Here is a 19582-nt window from a genome sequence, read left to right as displayed (position 1 = left end):
TCTGTGGGCGGACGGTCGCCCAATTCTATGACCGGGAACGGAAACCCGCCGAAGGCCGACGGCCGAGGCGCGAACCCACCCCCCACGGCGCACGCATATGCCACCACGCCCCCACTGCGTGACCAGCGGAGCGCAAACGCGTTGGTCAAGAAAGAGTTGACCACCATGGGCCGCAGTCGCGGCCCGATCCTTTTCAACGCCGGTTCGAGAGGCTTGTTCATGGCCGACCACGCAACCCACGACGCCCAGGCTCGGGCCAGCCTGCACTTGCTGGTGCGGGACATCGAGCGGGTCCGCCGGCAGGTGGACGCGTTGCGCACGCTCACCGCCCAGTTGGGCAATGTCTACCGCCCGCGCCGCTCCGGCCCCTCCACGGGCTTCGTCGTCTACGGACGCGCCCCCGCTCCGACCGTGCGGCTCGCGCAGGAGCTGCGGGACAGTGTCGAGACCCTGGTCACGGCCGCGGTCGACTTCGACCGCTCGCTGGGCTTCTCGTGGGACGCGGTGGGTTCCGCGCTCGGCGTCACCAAGCAGGCGGTGCACCGCCGTTACGGTGCGCGTCGCGCCGCGACCCAGGCGGCGGCCGACGCCGAGCGCACCACCGACGTGTCGGCCACCCGCACGGTCGGCGTCAACACCGGGATGCCCACGATGCCGACGGTCCCCGCGGCCCGCTCCATGCCGACCCAGCCGACGGCCGGCAGCGCCGCCCTGCGCGACGACGTAAGACCCACGGCATTCCCTGGCCCCCGCAACGGCTGACCCCACCCCCGCCCTCCCGCCCCACCCCGGGAGGGCACACCTATGCAGCCCCCAAACCCAGCAACCGGCAAATGCCAACCGGCGGTTGGCGACCGGCCGTCCGCCACCAGCCACCAGCCGCCAGCCGCCAGCCGCCAGCCGCCGACGATGCTCAGCCCCCACGAGGGCCACCCGCACCCGACAACGAATCCCGCACGGGCGGTGCGGGTGGGAACCCCAAACCCGGCCGAAGGCCGGGTGCCCACAAACCACCCGCACCCAAAACCCAAACCATCACCCAATATCAGGCGGATCGATCCGCACCCGAACCACCGCCTCCCCACTCCCACCTCCCCTCCCACTCCCACTACCCCGAGCCATCCGAGCAGCCTGCGCAGCCTTCAACGCGGCAGCCAACGCACCCCCCTTCCCCGGCGGCACCCGAATCAACGCGCGCTCCCACTGCTCCCCCGGCGGAGCCGCACCCACCCGCCGAGGCCCCCCCACCGCCGTGACCGCCATCGGCACCGGCCCCAACACCTCCGCCTCCCCCGGCAGTTCCACGGCACCGAGGAACCCCGCGACCGCCTCCGCCGCCCCCGACACCGCCGCCATCCGAGACACCGGCGGAAACCCCAGCTCGGCCCGCTCGGCCAGCTCCCGCACCGCATGCCCGACGGGATCCCACCGCACCAACGCCTGCACAGGCCGCAACGTGGGCTCCGCGACGACCACCACGGTCCCCCCGACCCCCTGCGGCCGCACCAGCGCAGCCGCGGCGATCCACCTCCGCAACGCATCCTCACCGGCCCGCAGATCCGGCCGCCCGAGCATCGCCCACCCATCCAGCAGCAGGGCCGCCGCATACCCGCCCTCGGCCACGGGCTCGGCCCCCGGCGTACTCACCACCAGCGCGGGCGCCCCCGGCACGGTGTCCAGCACATGCTCCCGCCCGGACGTCCGCACGGGCACGGCAGGAAACGCCCGCCCCAACTCCTCCGCGGTCCGCCGGGCCCCGACGACCTGAGCCCGCAGCCGGAACCCACCGCACTCCGGACAGTGCCAGGAGCCGTCCGCACGCCCGCACCAGCCGCACCGCAGGGCGTCCACGCCCTCCTGCGCCTCCAACGGCCCCGAACAGTGCCGACACCGCGCAGGCGCCCGGCAGTTGGCACAGGCCATCCGCGGCACGTACCCCCGCCGCGGAACCTGCACCAGCACCGGCCCCAGCTTCAGCCCTTCCCTGACGGTCTGCCAGGCAAGGGTGGGCAGCCGAGCGGCCCGAGCGGCCTCGTCCCGGGCCAGATCCCCGTCCCCCACCGTCCGGACGAGCGGCGCGGCCCCCCGCACCTGCTCCCGCACGGCGACGAGCGGCCGAGCCCATCCACTCTCGACAAGCTGCGCCGCCTCGACGGTGCAGCTCCAACTGCCCAGCAGGAAGCCGCACTTGTCCAGCGCGGCGCGCAGCAGCAACACCTCACGGGCATGCGGCTGCGGGGCATGCGGTTCGCTATGGCTGTCGTCCCCGTCGTCCCAGATGGCGACGAGTCCAAGATCCCGCACCGGCGCGAACATGGCGGCCCGGGTCCCCACGACGGCCCGCACGCTCCCCCGCCGCACCGCGAGCCACTCCCGGTAACGCTTCTCGGGCCCGGCATCGGCGGTGAGTACGGCATGCCGCCCTTCCCCCAACAACGCGGTCAGCGCGGAATCGACGCGCGCGACGGCCCGCCCGTCCGGCACGACGACCAGCGCCCCTCGCCCGGAAGCGAGCGTGGCGGCCACGGCCCGAGCCAGCTCCTCGCTCCACTCGGGCCCGGGCAACGCATTCCAGACAGCCCGAGGCGCCCCACCCGAGGCGAGCGCCTCAAGAAACCCGCTCCCCCGCTCGTACCGCCCCCAGGACCCCACGTCAGGCACCGCGGGCGGCGGCAGGGGCTCCGCAGAGGCCCGCTGCTCGGCCCGAGCGCTCCGGGGCGGCACAGCCAGTTGCAGCACATCGGCAAGACTCCCCGCATACCGGTCAGCGACCGCCCGCGCGAGCCCCAGCAACTCCGGCCCGAGCACCGGTTCAGGCGACACGACCTGCGCCAGCGCGGCCAACGGCCCCGAGTAGTCAGTCTCGGCGACCCGCTCGATGAGAAACCCGTCGATCAGCCCCCCGCCCTCACGCCGCCCGTCCCGCACCCGCCCCCGCCCGGCCCCGAACCGCACCCGCACCCGCACCCCGGGCTGCGCATCGGCATCAAGCTCCTCGGGCACGGCGTAGTCGAAGTACCGATCAAGATGCAGCACCCCCTTGTCCACGAGCACCCGAGCGACAGGCAGCTCCTTGGCGAGCGCGGCCCCCCGCCACGTCCGCGGCTTGGCCCGCGGCACCTCAGCCTTCCGCACACTCTCCCGAATCAACGCAAGCTGCTCAGGCGGCGGCGCCCCGTCACCCCGCCCACCATCCCGCTCATCTCCGCTGCTCACGCTTGCATTCTTACCAAACCCAACTGACATCCGACCGCGCACGGACATGCCGAGGCCCGGCACCCCTCAGGGATGCCGGGCCTCGAAAACCCTGGAAAGCCGAGCCTTACAGCCCCGCGGCCTTCCGCAGCGCCTCCACGCGGTCCGTCTTCTCCCACGTGAAGTCGGGCAGCTCACGGCCGAAGTGGCCGTACGCCGCCGTCTGGGCGTAGATCGGGCGGAGCAGGTCCAGGTCGCGGATGATCGCGGCCGGGCGGAGGTCGAAGACCTCGTCGATGGCCTTCTCGATCTTCTCGGCCTCGACCTTGGCGGTGCCGAAGGTCTCGACGAACAGGCCGACGGGCTCGGCCTTGCCGATCGCGTACGCGACCTGCACCTCGCAACGGGAGGCGAGGCCCGCGGCGACGACGTTCTTGGCGACCCAGCGCATCGCGTACGCGGCGGAGCGGTCGACCTTGGACGGGTCCTTGCCCGAGAAGGCGCCGCCGCCGTGGCGGGCCATGCCGCCGTAGGTGTCGATGATGATCTTGCGGCCGGTGAGGCCGGCGTCGCCCATCGGGCCGCCGATCTCGAAGCGGCCGGTCGGGTTGACCAGCAGGCGGTAGCCCTCCGTGTCGAGCTTGATGCCCTCGTCGAGGAGCGCCTTCAGCTCCGGCTCCACCACGAACTCGCGGATGTCGGGGGCGAGGAGGGACTCCAGGTCGATGTCCGACGCGTGCTGCGAGGAGACCACGACGGTGTCGAGGCGGACGGCCTTGTCGCCGTCGTACTCGATGGTGACCTGCGTCTTGCCGTCGGGGCGCAGGTAGGGGATCGTGCCGTTCTTGCGGACCTCGGACAGACGGCTCGACAGACGGTGCGCCAGGAAGATCGGGAGCGGCATCAGCGTCGGCGTCTCGTCCGTCGCGTAGCCGAACATCAGGCCCTGGTCGCCGGCGCCCTGCTTGTCGAGCTCGTCCTCGTCGCCCTCGACGCGGGACTCGTACGCCGTGTCCACGCCCTGCGCGATGTCCGGGGACTGCGAGCCGATCGACACGGACACGCCGCAGGAGGCGCCGTCGAAGCCCTTCTTCGAGGAGTCGTAGCCGATCGCGAGGATCTTGTCCCGCACCAGCTGCGGGATCGGGGCGTACGCCTTGGTGGTGACCTCACCGGCCACGTGCACCAGGCCGGTCGTGATCAGGGTCTCGACCGCGACCCGAGAGGTCGGGTCCTCGCGCAGGAGCGCGTCGAGAATGGTGTCGCTGATCTGGTCAGCGATCTTGTCGGGGTGACCCTCGGTCACGGACTCCGAGGTAAAGAGACGACGGGACACAACGCTCCCTGAGGTTGCAGCGGCTGCTGGCTGATCATGGGCGGACGGGCTCGGGGGCTGCGCCCGGCATCGTCCGAGAACAGTTTATCGGTCGCGGTCGGCCACGGGCTCACCCGTCTCGATTCTCGGGAGCGCTGTGACCTGCGGCACGGGCATTCTGCCCAATCCGGAGCGAGCTTGGCCAGGCCCGCCACGCCTCAAATAGTGAGGTTCGAGGGCTCTGTGAAGTGAAGGAAACATTCAGCGCAGGCGCCCGGCCACCAGGTCCCACACGATTTCGGCCAAGGCCTCCTTGGGGCCGTGCGGCACCGGGGTCTCGGTGCCGTCGGCGCCGAGCACCACCGCCTCGTTCTCCTCCGCCCCGAAGGTCTTGCGCTCGCCCACCTCGTTGACGACGAGGAGGTCGCAGCCCTTGCGGGTGAGCTTGGTCCGGCCGTTGGCGAGGACGTCGTCCGTCTCGGCGGCGAACCCGACGACCACCTGCCCGGGGCGGGCGCGGTCGGCCGAGATCTCGGCCAGGATGTCCGGATTCCGCACCAGCACGATGGGGTCCGGGTCCTGACCGTCCTTCTTCTTGATCTTCCCGGTCGCGTAGTTCCCGGGGCGGAAGTCCGCGACGGCCGCGGCCATCACGACCGCGTCGGCGTCCGCGGCCGCCTTCAGCACCGCCTCGCGCATCTGTACGGCCGTGCCGACCGGGACGACGTCCACGCCCGCCGGGTCCGGCAGACCGGTGTTCGCGGAGACGAGGGTGACACGGGCGCCGCGCGCGGCGGCGGTGCGGGCGAGGGCGTAACCCTGCTTGCCGGAGGAGCGGTTGCCGAGGAAGCGGACCGGGTCGAGGGGCTCGCGGGTGCCGCCGGCGCTGACCACGACATGGCGGCCGACGAGATCGGGCTCGCGCACTCCCCTGGCGAGGACCCGGCGGCACACCTCGAAGATCTCCCCCGGGTCGGGCAGCCGCCCCTTGCCGGTGTCGACGCCGGTGAGGCGTCCGACGGCGGGCTCGATGACGACCGCGCCGCGGCGGCGCAGCGTCGCCACGTTCTCCTGGGTGGCCGGGTGTTCCCACATCTCGGTGTGCATCGCGGGGGCGAAGACAACCGGGCAGCGGGCGGTCAGGAGCGTGTTGGTGAGCAGGTCGTCCGCCAGCCCGTGGGCCGCCTTGGCGAGCATGTCGGCGGTCGCCGGGGCCACGACGACCAGGTCGGCGTGCTGGCCGATGCGGACGTGCGGCACCTCGTGGACGTCGTCCCACACCTCGGTCGAGACGGGGTGACCGGACAGGGCGGACCAGGTGGCGGCGCCGACGAAGTGCAGCGCGGAGGCGGTGGGGACGACACGGACGTCGTGCCCCGACTCCGTCAGTCTGCGCAGCAGCTCACAGGCCTTGTACGCGGCGATGCCACCGCTGACCCCCAGAACGACCTTCGGCTTGTCCACCAGGTCTCCCATCCCTCGACCCTCCCGAACCTACGACTCCCATGACACACCACAGGCCCGACAGTCGCGCTGTCGGGCCTGTGGAAAAGCCAACTGCAATCTGAAAGTACTACTGCGCCGGGCCCTCGACGGCCTCGGACGTCAGCAGACCCGCGTTGATCTCGCGGAGCGCGATCGAGAGCGGCTTCTCGTGCACGTGGGTGTCGACGAGCGGACCGACGTACTCAAGGAGACCCTCGCCGAGCTGCGAGTAGTACGCGTTGATCTGACGGGCACGCTTGGCCGCGTAGATCACGAGGCTGTACTTCGAGTCGGTGGCCTCGAGGAGCTCGTCGATCGGAGGGTTGATGATGCCCTCGGGCGCGGTGATGGAAGAGGACACGCTCTGCCTTCCGAAAGTTGGGATGAGATCTAAAAAACGATCACACAACGTCCATCAAGGCTAGCAGCTCGCGCGCCACGTCCTCGACGGAGGTGTTGACCAGGGTCTCGTCGAACTCGGGCTCGGCCGCCAGTTCCACCTTCGCGGCATCGAGCCGGCGCTCGATCACCTCGGGCGGCTCGGTGCCGCGCCCGGTGAGCCTGCGCACGAGCTCCTCCCAGGACGGAGGAGCCAGGAACACCAGCTGGGCCTCCGGCATGGACTCCCGGACCTGCCGGGCGCCCTGGAGGTCGATCTCCAGCAGGACCCCCTCCCCCGCCTCCAGCCGTTCCAGGACGGCCTTGCGCGGGGTGCCGTAGCGGTTCCCGGCAAACTCGGCCCATTCGAGCAGCTCGCCGTTGGCGATCAGCTTGTCCATCTCCTCGTCACCGACGAAGAAGTAGTGGACTCCGTGCTGCTCGCCCGGGCGGGGCTTGCGGGTCGTCGCCGACACCGAGAGCCAGACCTCGGGGTGTTCCTTGCGCATATGGGCGACGACCGTGCTCTTGCCGACCCCGGAGGGGCCGGAGAGCACGGTCAGCCGCGGACGTTCACTCATGCAGCGATTATTCCAGCAATCCCGGGGTGCCCGGGACTCCCGGTCCGGACGGTGCCGGACTCAGGAACCGGTGCTGCCGAACTCACGCTCCAGGGAAGCGATCTGGTTCGAACCGAGACCACGCACGCGGCGGCTCTCGGAGATGCCCAGACGCTCCATGATCTGCTTGGCGCGGACCTTGCCCACGCCCGGCAGGGACTCGAGCAGCGCGGAGACCTTCATCTTGCCGATGACGTCGTTCTCCTGGCCCTGCTTGATGACCTCGTGAAGGGAGGCGCCGGAGTGCTTGAGTCGATTCTTGACCTCGGCCCGCTCCCGGCGAGCCGCGGCGGCCTTTTCGAGCGCGGCTGCGCGCTGTTCAGGGGTAAGGGGCGGAAGAGCCACGCCTACGTCACCTCGGATGTTGAACTGTCGGATACGGACCGGTGAGGAACCTAGTCGCCCCACACCTGGGGAGCCACGAGCAACACGCTTGCCCACTCTCCCCCACTACCTAAAGGGTGTGGGAGGTACCCCCACTGCTCGGAGACTAGCGGCCAAGTCCGCCAGAGTCAGCGAGAACAGCGGAAAAGTCCTGGTCAGCCTCCGCCAGGCCGGACATTTCAGACATACTGCCCCGGATTTGAGGATGTATTCAGACTCAAGTCGTCCCGCGAACACTCATCGGAGGACTCGCGAGAGCGTCTCGAACGCCCCGAACGACCGTCATACGAGCGCCACAGCCGCCTTGATCTCCGCCGCGAACCGCTCCGCGGACTCCCGCAGCGCGCCGACGTCCGGACCGTGCCGCAGCACGCCCCGGCTGACGTTGGGCAGGACGTTGCGCAGCACCCCGCCGAACACCGCCGGCAGATCGGCCGGAGTGGCCCCCTGGGCGCCGATGCCGGGCGCGAGGAGGGGACCGTTGATGTCCAGGTCGTAGGACGACAGATCGCCGAGCGTGGCACCGACGACCGCCCCGAAGGAACCGAGGGGCTCCTCCCCGACGTTCTCGGCCGCGAGGTGCGCGAGCATGGTGGCGCCGATGTTCCGGCCGTCCGCGCGGACCGCGTGCTGGACCTCGCCGCCCTCGGGGTTGGAGGTCAGCGCCAGCACGAACAGCCCCGCGCCGCTCTCCCGCGCCAGCGCGATCGCCGGTGACAGCGAGCCGTAGCCGAGGTACGGCGAGACGGTCAGCGCGTCGGAGAACAGCGGCGAGTCCTTGCGCAGGAAGGCCTCGGCGTACGCCGCCATGGTCGAGCCGATGTCGCCGCGCTTGGCGTCCATGACGACCAGCGCGCCGCCCGCCCGCGCCTCCTCGACGGTCTTCTCCAGCACGGCGACGCCGCGCGAACCGAAGCGCTCGAAGAACGCGGCCTGCGGCTTGAACACCGCGACCCGGTCGGCCAGCGCCTCGACGACCGTGCGGCTGAACCGCTCCAGACCGGCCACGTCGTCGTTCAGCCCCCACTCGGTGAGCAGGGAGGCGTGCGGGTCGATACCGACACACAGGGGGCCGCGCTCGTCCATGGCGCGGCGCAGGCGGGTGCCGAAGGCGTCAGTCATGCGATCTCCCTCACATCGGCGCCGACCGCGTCGGCGAGCGTGGCGTACGGGCTGGTGCGCAGACGCGCGGCGAGCCCCTTGTGGATGGCCCGACCCCAGAAGGGCCCTTCGTAGATGAACGCGCTGTAGCCCTGTACGAGCGTGGCACCGGCGAGGATGCGCTGCCAGGCGTCCTCGGCGTTCTCGATGCCGCCGACGCCGACGAGCGTGACGCGGTCGCCCACGCGCGCGTAGAGGCGCCTGAGCACCTCCAGGGAGCGCGCCTTCAGGGGCGCTCCGGACAGGCCGCCGGTCTCCTTCACGAGCGAAGGGGCGGATGTCAGACCGAGCCCTTCACGCGCGATGGTGGTGTTCGTGGCGATGATCCCGTCCAGACCGAGCTCGACGGCCAGGTCGGCGACCGCGTCGATGTCCTCGTCGGCGAGGTCGGGCGCGATCTTCACCAGGAGCGGGACACGGCGACTCGTCACCGTACGGTCGGCGGCCTCGCGTACGGCGCTCAGCAGCGGCCGCAGGGACTCCGTGGCCTGGAGGTTGCGCAGCCCCGGTGTGTTCGGCGACGACACGTTCACGACCAGGTAGTCGGCGTACGGCGCGAGTCGCTCGGTCGACTTCACGTAGTCCGCGGCGGCCTCGGCCTCCGGTACGACCTTGGTCTTGCCGATGTTGACGCCCACGACGGTCCTGAAGACCGCCTCCCGGGACGCCAGACGGGCCGCGACGGCCAGCGAGCCCTCGTTGTTGAAGCCCATGCGGTTGATGAGCGCACGGTCCTGTACGAGGCGGAACAGGCGCTTCTTGGGGTTGCCGGGCTGGGCCTCCCCCGTCACCGTGCCGATCTCGACGTGGTCGAAGCCGAGCATCGACATGCCGTCGATCGCGACCGCGTTCTTGTCGAAGCCGGCCGCGAGGCCGAAGGGGCCGTGCATCCGGAGGCCGAAGGCCTCGGTGCGGAGTTCCTTGTGGCGGGGCGCGAGGGTGGCGGCGACGAAGGTGCGCAGCACGGGGATACGCGCCGCGAGGCGGATCCAGCGGAAGGCCAGGTAGTGCGCCCGCTCGGGGTCCATCCGCTGGAAGACGAGCTTGAAGAAGATCTTGTACATGGTGTCCTCACGAAGAGGGGGACACCGTTTCCGGTGTCCCCCTCAGGGCTGCTAGTCGCGGGCCGCGGTCAGGTGTTCCGCGTGTTCCTGGAGCGAACGGACGCCCACGTCGCCGTGGTTGAGGGCGTCGATGCCCTGGACGGCCGCGGCGAGGGCCTGGACCGTCGTCAGGCACGGCACCGACCGCGCCACGGCCGCCGTACGGATCTCGTAGCCGTCGAGGCGGCCACCGGTGCCGTACGGGGTGTTGACGATGAGGTCGACCTCGCCGTCGTGGATGAGCTGGACGATGGTCTTCTCGCCGCCCGGGCCGGTGCCCTCGGACTGCTTGCGCACGATCCTGGCGTTGATGCCGTTGCGCTTGAGGACCTCGGCGGTGCCGGAGGTGGCGAGCAGCTCGAAGCCGTGGGCGACCAGTTCGCGGGCCGGGAAGATCATCGACCGCTTGTCGCGGTTGGCTACCGAGATGAACGCGCGGCCCTTGGTGGGCAGCGGGCCGTAGGCGCCGGCCTGCGACTTGGCGTACGCGGTGCCGAAGACCGAGTCGATGCCCATGACCTCGCCGGTGGAGCGCATCTCCGGGCCGAGGACCGTGTCGACGCCGCGGCCGTGGATGTCGCGGAAACGCGACCACGGCATGACGGCCTCCTTGACGGAGATCGGCGCGTCGAAGGGCAGCTCGCCGCCGTCGCTGTTCGCCGGGAGCAGGCCCTCGGCGCGCAGCTCGGCGATGGTCGCGCCGAGCGAGATGCGGGCGGCGGCCTTGGCCAGCGGTACCGCGGTCGCCTTCGAGGTGAAGGGGACGGTGCGGGACGCGCGCGGGTTGGCCTCCAGGACGTAGAGGATGTCCCCGGCCATCGCGAACTGGATGTTGATCAGACCGCGTACGCCGACACCGCGCGCGATGGCCTCGGTCGAGGCCCGCAGACGCTTGATGTCGAAGCCGCCCAGCGTGATCGGGGGCAGGGCGCACGCCGAGTCGCCGGAGTGGATGCCGGCCTCCTCGATGTGCTCCATGACGCCGCCGAGGTAGAGCTCCTCGCCGTCGTAGAGCGCGTCGACGTCGATCTCGATGGCGTCGTCGAGGAAGCGGTCGACCAGGACCGGCCGGGAGGGGCTGATCTCGGTCGACTCGGCGATGTAGGAGGCGAGGCGGGTCTCGTCGTAGACGATCTCCATGCCGCGTCCGCCGAGGACGTACGACGGCCGCACCAGGACCGGGTAGCCGATCTCGTCGGCGATGGCCTTGGCCTCGGCGAAGGTGGTCGCGGTGCCGTGCTTGGGGGCCGGGAGGCCGGCCTCGGCGAGCACGCGGCCGAAGGCGCCGCGGTCCTCGGCCGCGTGGATGGCCTCCGGCGGGGTGCCCACGATCGGCACGCCGTTGTCCTTCAGCGCCTGTGCCAGGCCCAGCGGGGTCTGGCCGCCCAGCTGGACGACGACACCGGCGATCGGGCCCGCGAGGGACTCCGCGTGGACGATCTCCAGCACGTCTTCCAGCGTCAGCGGCTCGAAGTACAGGCGGTCGGAGGTGTCGTAGTCCGTGGAGACGGTCTCCGGGTTGCAGTTGACCATCACGGTCTCGTACCCGGCGTCGCTCAACGCGAAGGAGGCGTGGACGCAGGAGTAGTCGAACTCGATGCCCTGGCCGATGCGGTTGGGACCGGAGCCGAGGATGATGACGGCCGGCTTCTCGCGCCGGGCGACCTCGGTCTCCTCGTCGTAGGAGGAGTAGAAGTACGGCGTCTTCGCGGCGAACTCGGCGGCGCAGGTGTCGACCGTCTTGTAGACCGGGCGGATGCCGAGCGCGTGCCGGACCTCGCGGACGACGTCCTCGCGCAGGCCGCGGATCTCGCCGATCTGCTGGTCGGAGAAGCCGTGCCGCTTGGCCCAGGCGAGGAGTTCGGAGGTGAGCTCCGGGGCCTCGGCGAGCTCGTCGGCGATCTCCTTGATGAGGAAGAGCTGGTCGACGAACCAGGGATCGATCTTCGTGTACTCGAAGATCTCCTCCGGCGTGGCGCCCGCGCGGATGGCCTGCATGACGGTGTTGATCCGGCCGTCGGTGGGCCGGACGGACTCCGCGAGCAGCGCCTCCTTGTCGCCGGGCTCGCCGACGAAGGTGAACTGGCTGCCCTTCTTCTCCAGCGAGCGCAGCGCCTTCTGGAAGGCCTCGGTGAAGTTCCGGCCGATGGCCATGGCCTCGCCGACCGACTTCATGGTCGTGGTCAGCGTGGAGTCGGCCTGCGGGAACTTCTCGAAGGCGAAGCGCGGAGCCTTGACGACCACGTAGTCGAGCGTGGGCTCGAAGGAGGCCGGGGTCTCCTGCGTGATGTCGTTGGGGATCTCGTCGAGGGTGTAGCCGACGGCGAGCTTGGCCGCGATCTTGGCGATCGGGAAGCCGGTCGCCTTGGAGGCGAGCGCCGAGGACCGCGACACGCGCGGGTTCATCTCGATGACGATCACGCGGCCGTCGACCGGGTCGATCGCGAACTGGATGTTGCAGCCGCCGGTGTCGACGCCGACCTCGCGGATGATCGCGATACCGATGTCGCGAAGGCGCTGGTACTCGCGGTCGGTCAGCGTCATCGCGGGCGCGACGGTGATCGAGTCGCCGGTGTGGACGCCCATCGGGTCGAAGTTCTCGATGGAACAGACGACCACGACGTTGTCGTTCGTGTCGCGCATCAGCTCCAGCTCGTACTCCTTCCAGCCGAGGATGGACTCCTCCAGGAGCACCTCGGTGGTCGGCGAGAGCGTGAGGCCCTGGCCGGCGATGCGGCGCAGCTCCTCCTCGTCGTGCGCGAAGCCGGAGCCGGCGCCGCCCATGGTGAAGGAGGGGCGGACCACGACCGGGTAGCCGCCGAGGGTCTCGACGCCCTTGAGGACGTCGTCCATGGAGTGGCAGATGACCGAGCGGGCGGACTCGCCGTGGCCGATCTTCTTGCGGACCTCCTCGACGACGTCCTTGAACAGGTCGCGGTCCTCGCCCTTGTTGATGGCCTCGACGTTGGCGCCGATCAGCTCGACGCCGTACTTCTCCAGCGTGCCCGCCTCGTGCAGCGAGATGGCCGTGTTGAGGGCCGTCTGACCGCCCAGGGTGGGCAGCAGGGCGTCGGGGCGCTCCTTGGCGATGATCTTCTCGACGAACTCCGGGGTGATCGGCTCGACGTACGTGGCGTCGGCGATCTCCGGGTCGGTCATGATCGTCGCCGGGTTGGAGTTGACCAGGATGACCCTGAGGCCCTCGGCGCGCAGGATGCGGCAGGCCTGGGTGCCTGAGTAGTCGAACTCGGCGGCCTGGCCGATGACGATCGGGCCGGAGCCGATGACCAGGACGGACTGGATATCGGTGCGCTTAGGCACGCTGGCCCTCCATCAGAGATACGAAGCGGTCGAACAGGTAGGCGGCGTCGTGCGGGCCCGCTGCCGCTTCGGGGTGGTACTGGACGCTGAAGGCCGGCTGGTCGAGCAGCTGGAGGCCCTCCACCACGTCGTCGTTGAGACAGACGTGGGAGACCTCGGCGCGGCCGTAGGGGGTGTCGGAGACCTTGTCGAGCGGGGCGTCGACGGCGAAGCCGTGGTTGTGCGCGGTGACCTCGACCTTGCCGGTCGTACGGTCCTGCACCGGCTGGTTGATGCCGCGGTGGCCGTACTTCAGCTTGTAGGTGCCGAAGCCGAGGGCGCGGCCCAGGATCTGGTTGCCGAAGCAGATGCCGAACAGCGGCGTCCTGCGCTCCAGGACGCCCTGCATGACGGAGACCGGGTGGTCGGCCGTGGCCGGGTCACCGGGCCCGTTGGAGAAGAACACACCGTCGGGGTTGACGGCGTAGACGTCCTCCACGGTCGCCGTCGCCGGGAGCACGTGCACCTCGATGCCGCGCTCGGCCATCCGGTGCGGGGTCATGCCCTTGATGCCGAGGTCGACGGCGGCGACGGTGAACTTCTTCTCGCCGATGGCGGGGACGACGTACGCCTCCTTGGTGGCGACCTCCGCGGAGAGGTCGGCGCCCTTCATCTCGGGGGCCTGGCGCACCTCGGTGAGCATGGTGCCCTCGTCGGGCAGCGCGTTGCCGGAGAAGATGCCGACGCGCATGGCGCCGCGCTCGCGCAGATGGCGCGTCAACGCGCGCGTGTCGATGCCGGAGATGCCGACGACACCCTGCTGGGCCAGCTCGTCGTCGAGGGAGCGGCGCGAGCGCCAGTTGGACGGCACGCGCGCGGGGTCGCGCACGACGTATCCGGCGACCCAGATCCGCTTGCTCTCCGGGTCCTCGTCGTTGACGCCGGTGTTGCCGACGTGCGGGGCGGTCATCACGACGACCTGGCGGTGGTACGACGGGTCGGTGAGGGTCTCCTGGTAGCCGGTCATGCCGGTGGAGAACACCGCCTCGCCGAAGGTCACCCCCACGGCCCCGTAGGCACGGCCGCGGAAGATCCGGCCGTCCTCCAGGACGAGTACCGCGGGAACCTTCGAAGTTCCCCTTGTGGAGGTCGTCATCGTGCGCCTTCCGTTTCCGTCTTCTTGTTGATCATGGAGTTAATGACGTCGACCCACTCGTTGTGCTCGGCCGCGTGGTCGGAGCGGAAGCCGGAGTCGATCAGCTTGTCCCCGTGTTCCCAGGTCACGATGAGCAGGCCGCCCTCGGTGAGCACCTTGCCGGCGATGCCCTTGCCGAGCACGGCCTCCCGCAGCGCGCCGACCGGGATGAAGAAGTCGGTCGCACCGGGACGTACGACGTCCAGTCCCGCGTCCGTCAGCGTGAGCTCGACCCGGCTGCGGGTGCCCAGGCCGTGCGCCACGATGCGGTCGAGCCACTGCCCGGCGGTGGTGGAGCCGTGGTAGCGGCCGCTCATCGTCAGTTTCGCCGCACCGGGGTCGTCCGGCGCGTCGGGCAGCTCGGGCAGGTCGCTCTGGAGCGTGCCGCGCCACTTCCAGCCCTCACGCATCAGCCAGTAGATGAGCGCGACGAACAGCGCCAGCCCGACGAGCCAGCCGATGCGCGCGGCCCAGTCGGTGACCTCGGCCGATTCCTTCTCGGCGGCGAGATCGGTGGCGAGACCGTTGGCGAGCAGGATTACAGGTGTCACGTGAGCTTCCCGTCGACGAGCGTGGCCTTGCCCCGGAGCCACGTGTGCGTCACACGGCCCGGCAGCTCACGCCCCTCGTACGGGGTGTTCCGGCTGCGCGAGGCGAAGCCCGCGGGGTCCACGGACCCACGGTATGCCGTGTCGACGAGCGTGAGGTTGGCGGGCTCACCAGCCGAGACGGGGCGCCCGTGGCCCTTCGCCTGCCCGATCTCGGCGGGCTTGACGGACATGCGCTCGGCGACCCCGGCCCAGGTGAGGAGCCCGGTGTCCACCATGGTCTCCTGCACCACTGACAACGCGGTCTCCAGGCCCACCATCCCCATGGCGGCCGCGGCCCACTCGCAGTCCTTGTCCTCGTGCGGGTGCGGGGCGTGGTCGGTGGCGACGATGTCGATCGTGCCGTCGGCGAGCGCCTCGCGCAGGGCCAGCACGTCGCGCTCGGTGCGCAGCGGCGGGTTGACCTTGTAGACCGGGTTGTAGGTCCGTACGAGCTCGTCCGTCAGGAGCAGGTGGTGCGGGGTGACCTCGGCGGTGACGTCGATGCCGCGGGACTTGGCCCAGCGGACGATCTCCACGGACCCGGCGGTCGAGAGGTGGCAGATGTGCACGCGGGAGCCGACGTGCTCGGCGAGCAGGACATCCCGGGCGATGATCGATTCCTCGGCCACCGCGGGCCAGCCCCCGAGCCCCAGCTCGGCGGAGACGATCCCCTCGTTCATCTGGGCGCCCTCGGTCAGCCGCGGCTCCTGCGCGTGCTGGGCGACGACCCCGCCGAAGGCCTTCACGTACTCCAGGGCGCGCCGCATGATCACCGCGTCGTCGACGCACTTGCCGTCGTCGGAGAAGACGGTGACACCGGCGGCCGACTCGTGCATGGCACCGAGCTCGGCGAGCTTCCTGCCCTCCAGGCCGACCGTGACGGCGCCGATGGGCTGCACGTCGCAGTAGCCGTGCTCCTGGCCGAGCCGGTAGACCTGCTCGACCACACCGGCGGTGTCGGCGACCGGGAAGGTGTTGGCCATGGCGAACACGGCGGTGTAGCCACCGGAGGCAGCCGCGCGCGTGCCGGTCAGCACGGTCTCGGAGTCCTCGCGGCCGGGCTCGCGCAGATGGGTGTGCAGGTCGACGAGGCCCGGCAGGAGGACCTTGCCGTCGGCCTCGATGACCTCGGCTCCTTCGTCCGAGAGCCCCTGGCCGACCGCCTCGATCAAGGAACCGCTGATCAGGACGTCCTGCGGCTCGCCGCCGAGCACCTTCGCACCACGGATCAGGATCTTGCTCATGTCTCTTACTTCTCCTCGATACGGGTGTGGCTGACGGCGGGCTCGTTTCCACCCAGCAGCAGGTACAGAACGGCCATCCGGATGGAGACTCCGTTTGCGACCTGCTCCACGACGGTGCAGCGGTCGGAGTCGGCGACCTCGGCGGTGATCTCCATGCCCCGGACCATCGGGCCGGGGTGCATCACGATGGCGTGCTCGGGCATCCGCGCCATGCGGTCGCCGTCGAGGCCGTAGCGCCGCGAGTACTCGCGCTCGGTCGGGAAGAACGCGGCGTTCATGCGCTCGCGCTGCACGCGCAGCATCATCACCGCGTCGGACTTGGCGAGGGTGCTGTCCAGGTCGTACGACACCTCGCACGGCCAGCTCTCGACGCCGACCGGCACCAGGGTCGGCGGCGCGACGAGGGTGACCTCGGCGCCGAGGGTGTGCAGCAGGTCGACGTTGGAGCGGGCGACCCGGCTGTGCAGGACGTCGCCGACGATCGTGATGCGCTTGCCTGCCAGGTCCTGGCCGAGCCCGGCGTCCCGTCCGACGAGCCGGCGGCGCATCGTGAAGGCGTCCAACAGCGCCTGCGTGGGGTGCTGGTGGGTGCCGTCACCGGCGTTGATGACGGCGGCGTCGATCCAGCCGGAGGTGGCGAGACGGTACGGCGCTCCGGAGGCGCCGTGCCGGATGACCACGGCGTCGACGCCCATGGCCTCCAGCGTCTGGGCGGTGTCCTTCAGGGACTCGCCCTTGGAGACGCTCGACCCCTTGGCGGTGAAGTTGATGACATCGGCCGAGAGGCGCTTCTCAGCGGCCTCGAACGAGATACGCGTGCGCGTGGAGTCCTCGAAGAAGAGGTTGACGATCGTGCGGCCGCGCAGGGTCGGCAGCTTCTTGATCGGCCGGTCGGCGACCCGGGCCATCTCCTCGGCGGTGTCGAGGATCAGGACGGCGTCGTCACGGGTGAGGTCGGCGGCCGAGATGAGATGACGCTGCATCTGTCAGGCTCCGTAAGGAAGTTCAGTGGGGAGATTCCGGGCAGGCGAAGGCACACCGAAAGGCGCGCGCGGACGACTGCTACCGGGTCGGCTTGGCACCGAGCAGCACGGTGTCGCGACCGTCCTCCTCGGCGAGCTGGACCTTGACCGTCTCCCGCAACGACGTGGGGAGGTTCTTGCCGACGTAGTCGGCGCGGATGGGCAGTTCGCGGTGGCCGCGGTCGACGAGGACCGCGAGCTGCACCGCGCGCGGACGCCCGATGTCGTTCAGGGCGTCGAGGGCGGCACGGATGGTGCGGCCGGAGAAGAGCACGTCGTCGACGAGGACGACGAGGCGGCCGTCGATGCCGTCACCGGGAATCTCGGTGCGGGCCAGCGCACGCGGCGGGTGCATGCGCAGGTCGTCGCGGTACATGGTGATGTCGAGCGAACCGACCGGAATCTTGCGGTCGGTGATCTCCTCCAGCTTGGCGGCGAGCCGCTGGGCGAGGAAGACGCCTCGGGTCGGAATACCGAGGAGCACCACGTCGTCGGCGCCCTTGGCACGTTCGACGATCTCGTGGGCGATGCGGGTCAGCACGCGTGCGATGTCGGGGCCTTCGAGAACGGGCCGCGCATCGGACGTCGTGTCCTGCTGAAAGTCCTGCTGAATGTCCTGCTTGTCCATACGAAACGGACCCCCTTCTCCGCCTCACGGGACGGACCTTAAAGGACGTCGGAATTGCGCCATCCACGTTATCAGGCCCGGAGGACACCCCCGATCACCCCCATGGCCTAATCGGCCACCGCCACCACGGAAGAGTCGGTGCGGCTCATTCGGCTTGACGCAGAAGAGTAACGCTGCGTAACCTCACAGTGAGTTACCAGCCGCGCGGTACGGCGCCCCTGCCGGCCGCGTAGACACAGTGCCGGGGAGCTATATGTCCAGCGAATACGCCAAACAGCTCGGGGCCAAGCTCCGGGCCATCCGCACCCAGCAGGGCCTTTCCCTCCACGGTGTCGAGGAGAAGTCCCAGGGACGCTGGAAGGCGGTCGTGGTCGGATCGTACGAGCGCGGCGACCGTGCCGTGACCGTGCAGCGCCTCGCCGAGTTGGCGGATTTCTACGGTGTGCCCGTTCAGGAACTGCTGCCGGGCACCACCCCGGGCGGCGCCGCCGAGCCGCCGCCGAAGCTGGTCCTCGACCTGGAGCGGCTGGCCCACGTGCCGGCCGAGAAGGCGGGCCCCCTTCAGCGCTACGCCGCGACGATCCAGTCCCAGCGCGGTGACTACAACGGCAAGGTGCTCTCGATCCGCCAGGACGACCTGCGCACACTCGCCGTCATCTACGACCAGTCGCCCTCGGTCCTCACCGAGCAGCTGATCAGCTGGGGCGTGCTGGACGCGGACGCGCGTCGCGCGGTGTCCCACGAGGAGAGCTGAGCCGCTTCCCGCCTCAGCAGAAACGTGCCGCCGGGGTGGCCGGAACTTCATGGTTCCGGCCACCCCGGCGGCTTTCTGCGCTCCTCAGGGGTCTCCCGGGCACCGGATACCGGCACGGACACGCCAGGGGCCCACAGCTCACGCTGTGGGCCCCTGGCGATGTCGTACCTCTGCTTACGCCTCGTCGCGGCGCAGCGTGGGCTTCAGGTCCTTGAAACGGCCGAGGAGGCCGTTCACGAACGCCGGAGACTCGTCCGTGGAGAACTCCTTGGCGATCTCGACCATCTCGTCGAGCACGACCGCGTCCGGGGTCCCGTCGACCCAGATCAGCTCATAGGCACCGAGCCGCAGGATGTTGCGGTCGACGACCGGCATGCGGTCGAGCGTCCAGCCGACGGAGTACTGAGCGATCAGCTCGTCGATGCGCTTCGCGTGCTGCGCGTAGCCCTCCACCAGCTGCATGGTGTACTCACTCACCGGCGGCTGCCGGGTGTCGGTCCGGGAGAGCCGGATCCAGTCCGCGAGGACCGTCAGGACGTCGGCCCCGCGCTGGTCGCCCTCGAAGAGGATCTGGAAGGCGCGCTTGCGGGCCGTGTTGCGGGCAGCCACGGTTAGCTGTTCACCCGGCCGAGGTAGTCGCTGGTGCGGGTGTCCACCTTGATCTTCTCACCGGTGGTGATGAAGAGCGGGACCTGGATCTGGTGGCCGGTCTCCAGGGTGGCGGGCTTGGTGCCACCGGTGGAGCGGTCGCCCTGCACACCCGGCTCGGTCTCCTGGATGACGAGCTCGACGGCGGCCGGCAGCTCGACGAAGAGCACCTCGCCCTCGTGCTGCGCGACGGTGGCGGTGAAGCCCTCGATCAGGAAGTTGGCGGCGTCGCCGACGGCCTTGCGGTCGACCATGAGCTGGTCGTAGGTCTCCATGTCCATGAAGACGAAGTACTCGCCGTCCATGTACGAGAACTGCATGTCGCGCTTGTCGATCGTGGCCGTCTCGACCTTGACGCCGGCGTTGAACGTCTTGTCGACGACCTTGCCGGAGAGCACGTTCTTCAGCTTGGTGCGCACGAAGGCCGGGCCCTTGCCGGGCTTGACGTGCTGGAACTCGACGACGGACCAGAGCTGGCCTCCGTCGAGCTTGAGCACCAGGCCGTTCTTGAGGTCGTTCGTGGAAGCCACGGTTGCGGAATCTCCTGGACTGACGTGGAC

At 70.0% G+C, this 19582-nt stretch carries 18 protein-coding genes; 2 read left to right on the top strand and 16 right to left on the bottom strand.

All coding sequences use genetic code 11. The features are described 5' to 3' along the window. Nucleotides 1-219 precede the first annotated feature (219 nt). A complete protein-coding gene (locus OG866_RS36210; protein ID WP_329341379.1) occupies nt 220-762 on the top strand; it encodes a hypothetical protein in 543 nt (180 codons plus the stop codon). A gap of 273 nt (nt 763-1035) precedes the next feature. Here the strand turns inward: OG866_RS36210 and OG866_RS36205 are convergent, their stop codons facing one another. From OG866_RS36205 to pyrR, 14 genes are all read right to left on the bottom strand, one after another. Further along, nucleotides 1036-3246, bottom strand: coding sequence for a primosomal protein N' (locus OG866_RS36205; RefSeq protein ID WP_329341378.1), 2211 nt, complete (start codon nt 3244-3246; stop codon nt 1036-1038). 76 nt (nt 3247-3322) lie between these two features. Further along, nucleotides 3323-4531 (bottom strand): methionine adenosyltransferase, encoded by a 1209-nt coding sequence (gene metK / locus OG866_RS36200; RefSeq protein WP_329341376.1) that lies wholly within the window; start codon nt 4529-4531, stop codon nt 3323-3325. Between the two features lie 240 nt (nt 4532-4771). Then, nucleotides 4772-5974, bottom strand: coding sequence for a bifunctional phosphopantothenoylcysteine decarboxylase/phosphopantothenate--cysteine ligase CoaBC (gene coaBC, locus OG866_RS36195; RefSeq protein ID WP_329344456.1), 1203 nt, complete (start codon nt 5972-5974; stop codon nt 4772-4774). 109 nt (nt 5975-6083) lie between these two features. Further along, a complete protein-coding gene (rpoZ, locus tag OG866_RS36190; RefSeq protein WP_003982715.1) occupies nt 6084-6356 on the bottom strand; it encodes a DNA-directed RNA polymerase subunit omega in 273 nt (90 codons plus the stop codon). 40 nt (nt 6357-6396) lie between these two features. Beyond that, on the bottom strand, nt 6397-6954 hold the full coding sequence (gene gmk / locus OG866_RS36185) for a guanylate kinase (protein ID WP_329341374.1): 558 nt from the start codon (nt 6952-6954) through the stop codon (nt 6397-6399). 60 nt (nt 6955-7014) lie between these two features. Further along, nucleotides 7015-7338, bottom strand: coding sequence for an integration host factor (locus OG866_RS36180; RefSeq protein ID WP_003977346.1), 324 nt, complete (start codon nt 7336-7338; stop codon nt 7015-7017). A gap of 321 nt (nt 7339-7659) precedes the next feature. Continuing rightward, entirely contained in the window at nt 7660-8499 is an 840-nt protein-coding gene (pyrF, locus tag OG866_RS36175; protein ID WP_329341373.1) for an orotidine-5'-phosphate decarboxylase, read from the bottom strand. Further along, a complete protein-coding gene (locus OG866_RS36170) occupies nt 8496-9602 on the bottom strand; it encodes a quinone-dependent dihydroorotate dehydrogenase (protein WP_329341371.1) in 1107 nt (368 codons plus the stop codon). Before OG866_RS36170 ends, pyrF begins: the two co-directional genes overlap by 4 nt. Nucleotides 9603-9653: 51 nt before the next feature. Further along, nucleotides 9654-12962 carry a carbamoyl-phosphate synthase large subunit gene (gene carB, locus OG866_RS36165; protein ID WP_329341369.1) on the bottom strand — a complete coding sequence of 1103 codons (3309 nt, stop codon included), beginning with the start codon at nt 12960-12962 and terminating at the stop codon, nt 9654-9656. Next, on the bottom strand, nt 12955-14097 hold the full coding sequence (gene carA / locus OG866_RS36160) for a glutamine-hydrolyzing carbamoyl-phosphate synthase small subunit (RefSeq protein ID WP_329341367.1): 1143 nt from the start codon (nt 14095-14097) through the stop codon (nt 12955-12957). Before carA ends, carB begins: the two co-directional genes overlap by 8 nt. Beyond that, entirely contained in the window at nt 14094-14687 is a 594-nt protein-coding gene (locus tag OG866_RS36155) for a PH-like domain-containing protein (RefSeq protein WP_329341365.1), read from the bottom strand. Before OG866_RS36155 ends, carA begins: the two co-directional genes overlap by 4 nt. Then, on the bottom strand, nt 14684-15970 hold the full coding sequence (locus tag OG866_RS36150) for a dihydroorotase (protein WP_329341363.1): 1287 nt from the start codon (nt 15968-15970) through the stop codon (nt 14684-14686). Before OG866_RS36150 ends, OG866_RS36155 begins: the two co-directional genes overlap by 4 nt. Nucleotides 15971-15975: 5 nt before the next feature. After that, complete coding sequence (locus OG866_RS36145; RefSeq protein ID WP_329341361.1) at nt 15976-16953, bottom strand: aspartate carbamoyltransferase catalytic subunit; 978 nt, start codon at nt 16951-16953, stop codon at nt 15976-15978. Between the two features lie 79 nt (nt 16954-17032). Continuing rightward, the gene (pyrR, locus tag OG866_RS36140) at nt 17033-17620 is read right to left on the bottom strand and encodes a bifunctional pyr operon transcriptional regulator/uracil phosphoribosyltransferase PyrR (RefSeq protein ID WP_329341359.1); all 588 of its coding nucleotides are present in this window, start codon (nt 17618-17620) and stop codon (nt 17033-17035) included. 253 nt (nt 17621-17873) lie between these two features. Between pyrR and bldD the strand changes: the two genes are divergently transcribed. Further along, the gene (bldD, locus tag OG866_RS36135) at nt 17874-18374 is read left to right on the top strand and encodes a transcriptional regulator BldD (RefSeq protein ID WP_003956405.1); all 501 of its coding nucleotides are present in this window, start codon (nt 17874-17876) and stop codon (nt 18372-18374) included. A 174-nt stretch (nt 18375-18548) separates the two neighbouring features. Here the strand turns inward: bldD and nusB are convergent, their stop codons facing one another. After that, nucleotides 18549-18983, bottom strand: a complete 435-nt coding sequence (gene nusB, locus OG866_RS36130; RefSeq protein ID WP_329341357.1) for a transcription antitermination factor NusB — start codon at nt 18981-18983, stop codon at nt 18549-18551. Nucleotides 18984-18985: 2 nt separating this feature from the next. Further along, nucleotides 18986-19552 (bottom strand): elongation factor P, encoded by a 567-nt coding sequence (efp, locus tag OG866_RS36125; protein WP_059196374.1) that lies wholly within the window; start codon nt 19550-19552, stop codon nt 18986-18988. Nucleotides 19553-19582 lie beyond the last annotated feature (30 nt).

Source organism: Streptomyces sp. NBC_00663 (assembly GCF_036226885.1).
GTDB lineage: Bacteria > Actinomycetota > Actinomycetes > Streptomycetales > Streptomycetaceae > Streptomyces.
Note: the sequence above shows the minus strand (reverse complement) of the source record. Positions and strands in the feature narration are given on the sequence as shown.

What these genes read in the sequence shown, in the direction of transcription:
- pyrF (WP_329341373.1), bottom strand. Translation starts at nt 8,499, where the DNA reads ATGACTGACGCCTTCGGCACCCGCCTGCGCCGCGCCATGGACGAGCGC.
- pyrR (WP_329341359.1), bottom strand. Translation starts at nt 17,620, where the DNA reads ATGGACAAGCAGGACATTCAGCAGGACTTTCAGCAGGACACGACGTCC.
- gmk (WP_329341374.1), bottom strand. Translation starts at nt 6,954, where the DNA reads ATGAGTGAACGTCCGCGGCTGACCGTGCTCTCCGGCCCCTCCGGGGTC.
- OG866_RS36210 (WP_329341379.1), top strand. Translation starts at nt 220, where the DNA reads ATGGCCGACCACGCAACCCACGACGCCCAGGCTCGGGCCAGCCTGCAC.
- OG866_RS36145 (WP_329341361.1), bottom strand. Translation starts at nt 16,953, where the DNA reads ATGCAGCGTCATCTCATCTCGGCCGCCGACCTCACCCGTGACGACGCC.
- carA (WP_329341367.1), bottom strand. Translation starts at nt 14,097, where the DNA reads ATGACGACCTCCACAAGGGGAACTTCGAAGGTTCCCGCGGTACTCGTC.
- OG866_RS36150 (WP_329341363.1), bottom strand. Translation starts at nt 15,970, where the DNA reads ATGAGCAAGATCCTGATCCGTGGTGCGAAGGTGCTCGGCGGCGAGCCG.
- bldD (WP_003956405.1), top strand. Translation starts at nt 17,874, where the DNA reads ATGTCCAGCGAATACGCCAAACAGCTCGGGGCCAAGCTCCGGGCCATC.
- OG866_RS36205 (WP_329341378.1), bottom strand. Translation starts at nt 3,246, where the DNA reads ATGTCAGTTGGGTTTGGTAAGAATGCAAGCGTGAGCAGCGGAGATGAG.
- OG866_RS36170 (WP_329341371.1), bottom strand. Translation starts at nt 9,602, where the DNA reads ATGTACAAGATCTTCTTCAAGCTCGTCTTCCAGCGGATGGACCCCGAG.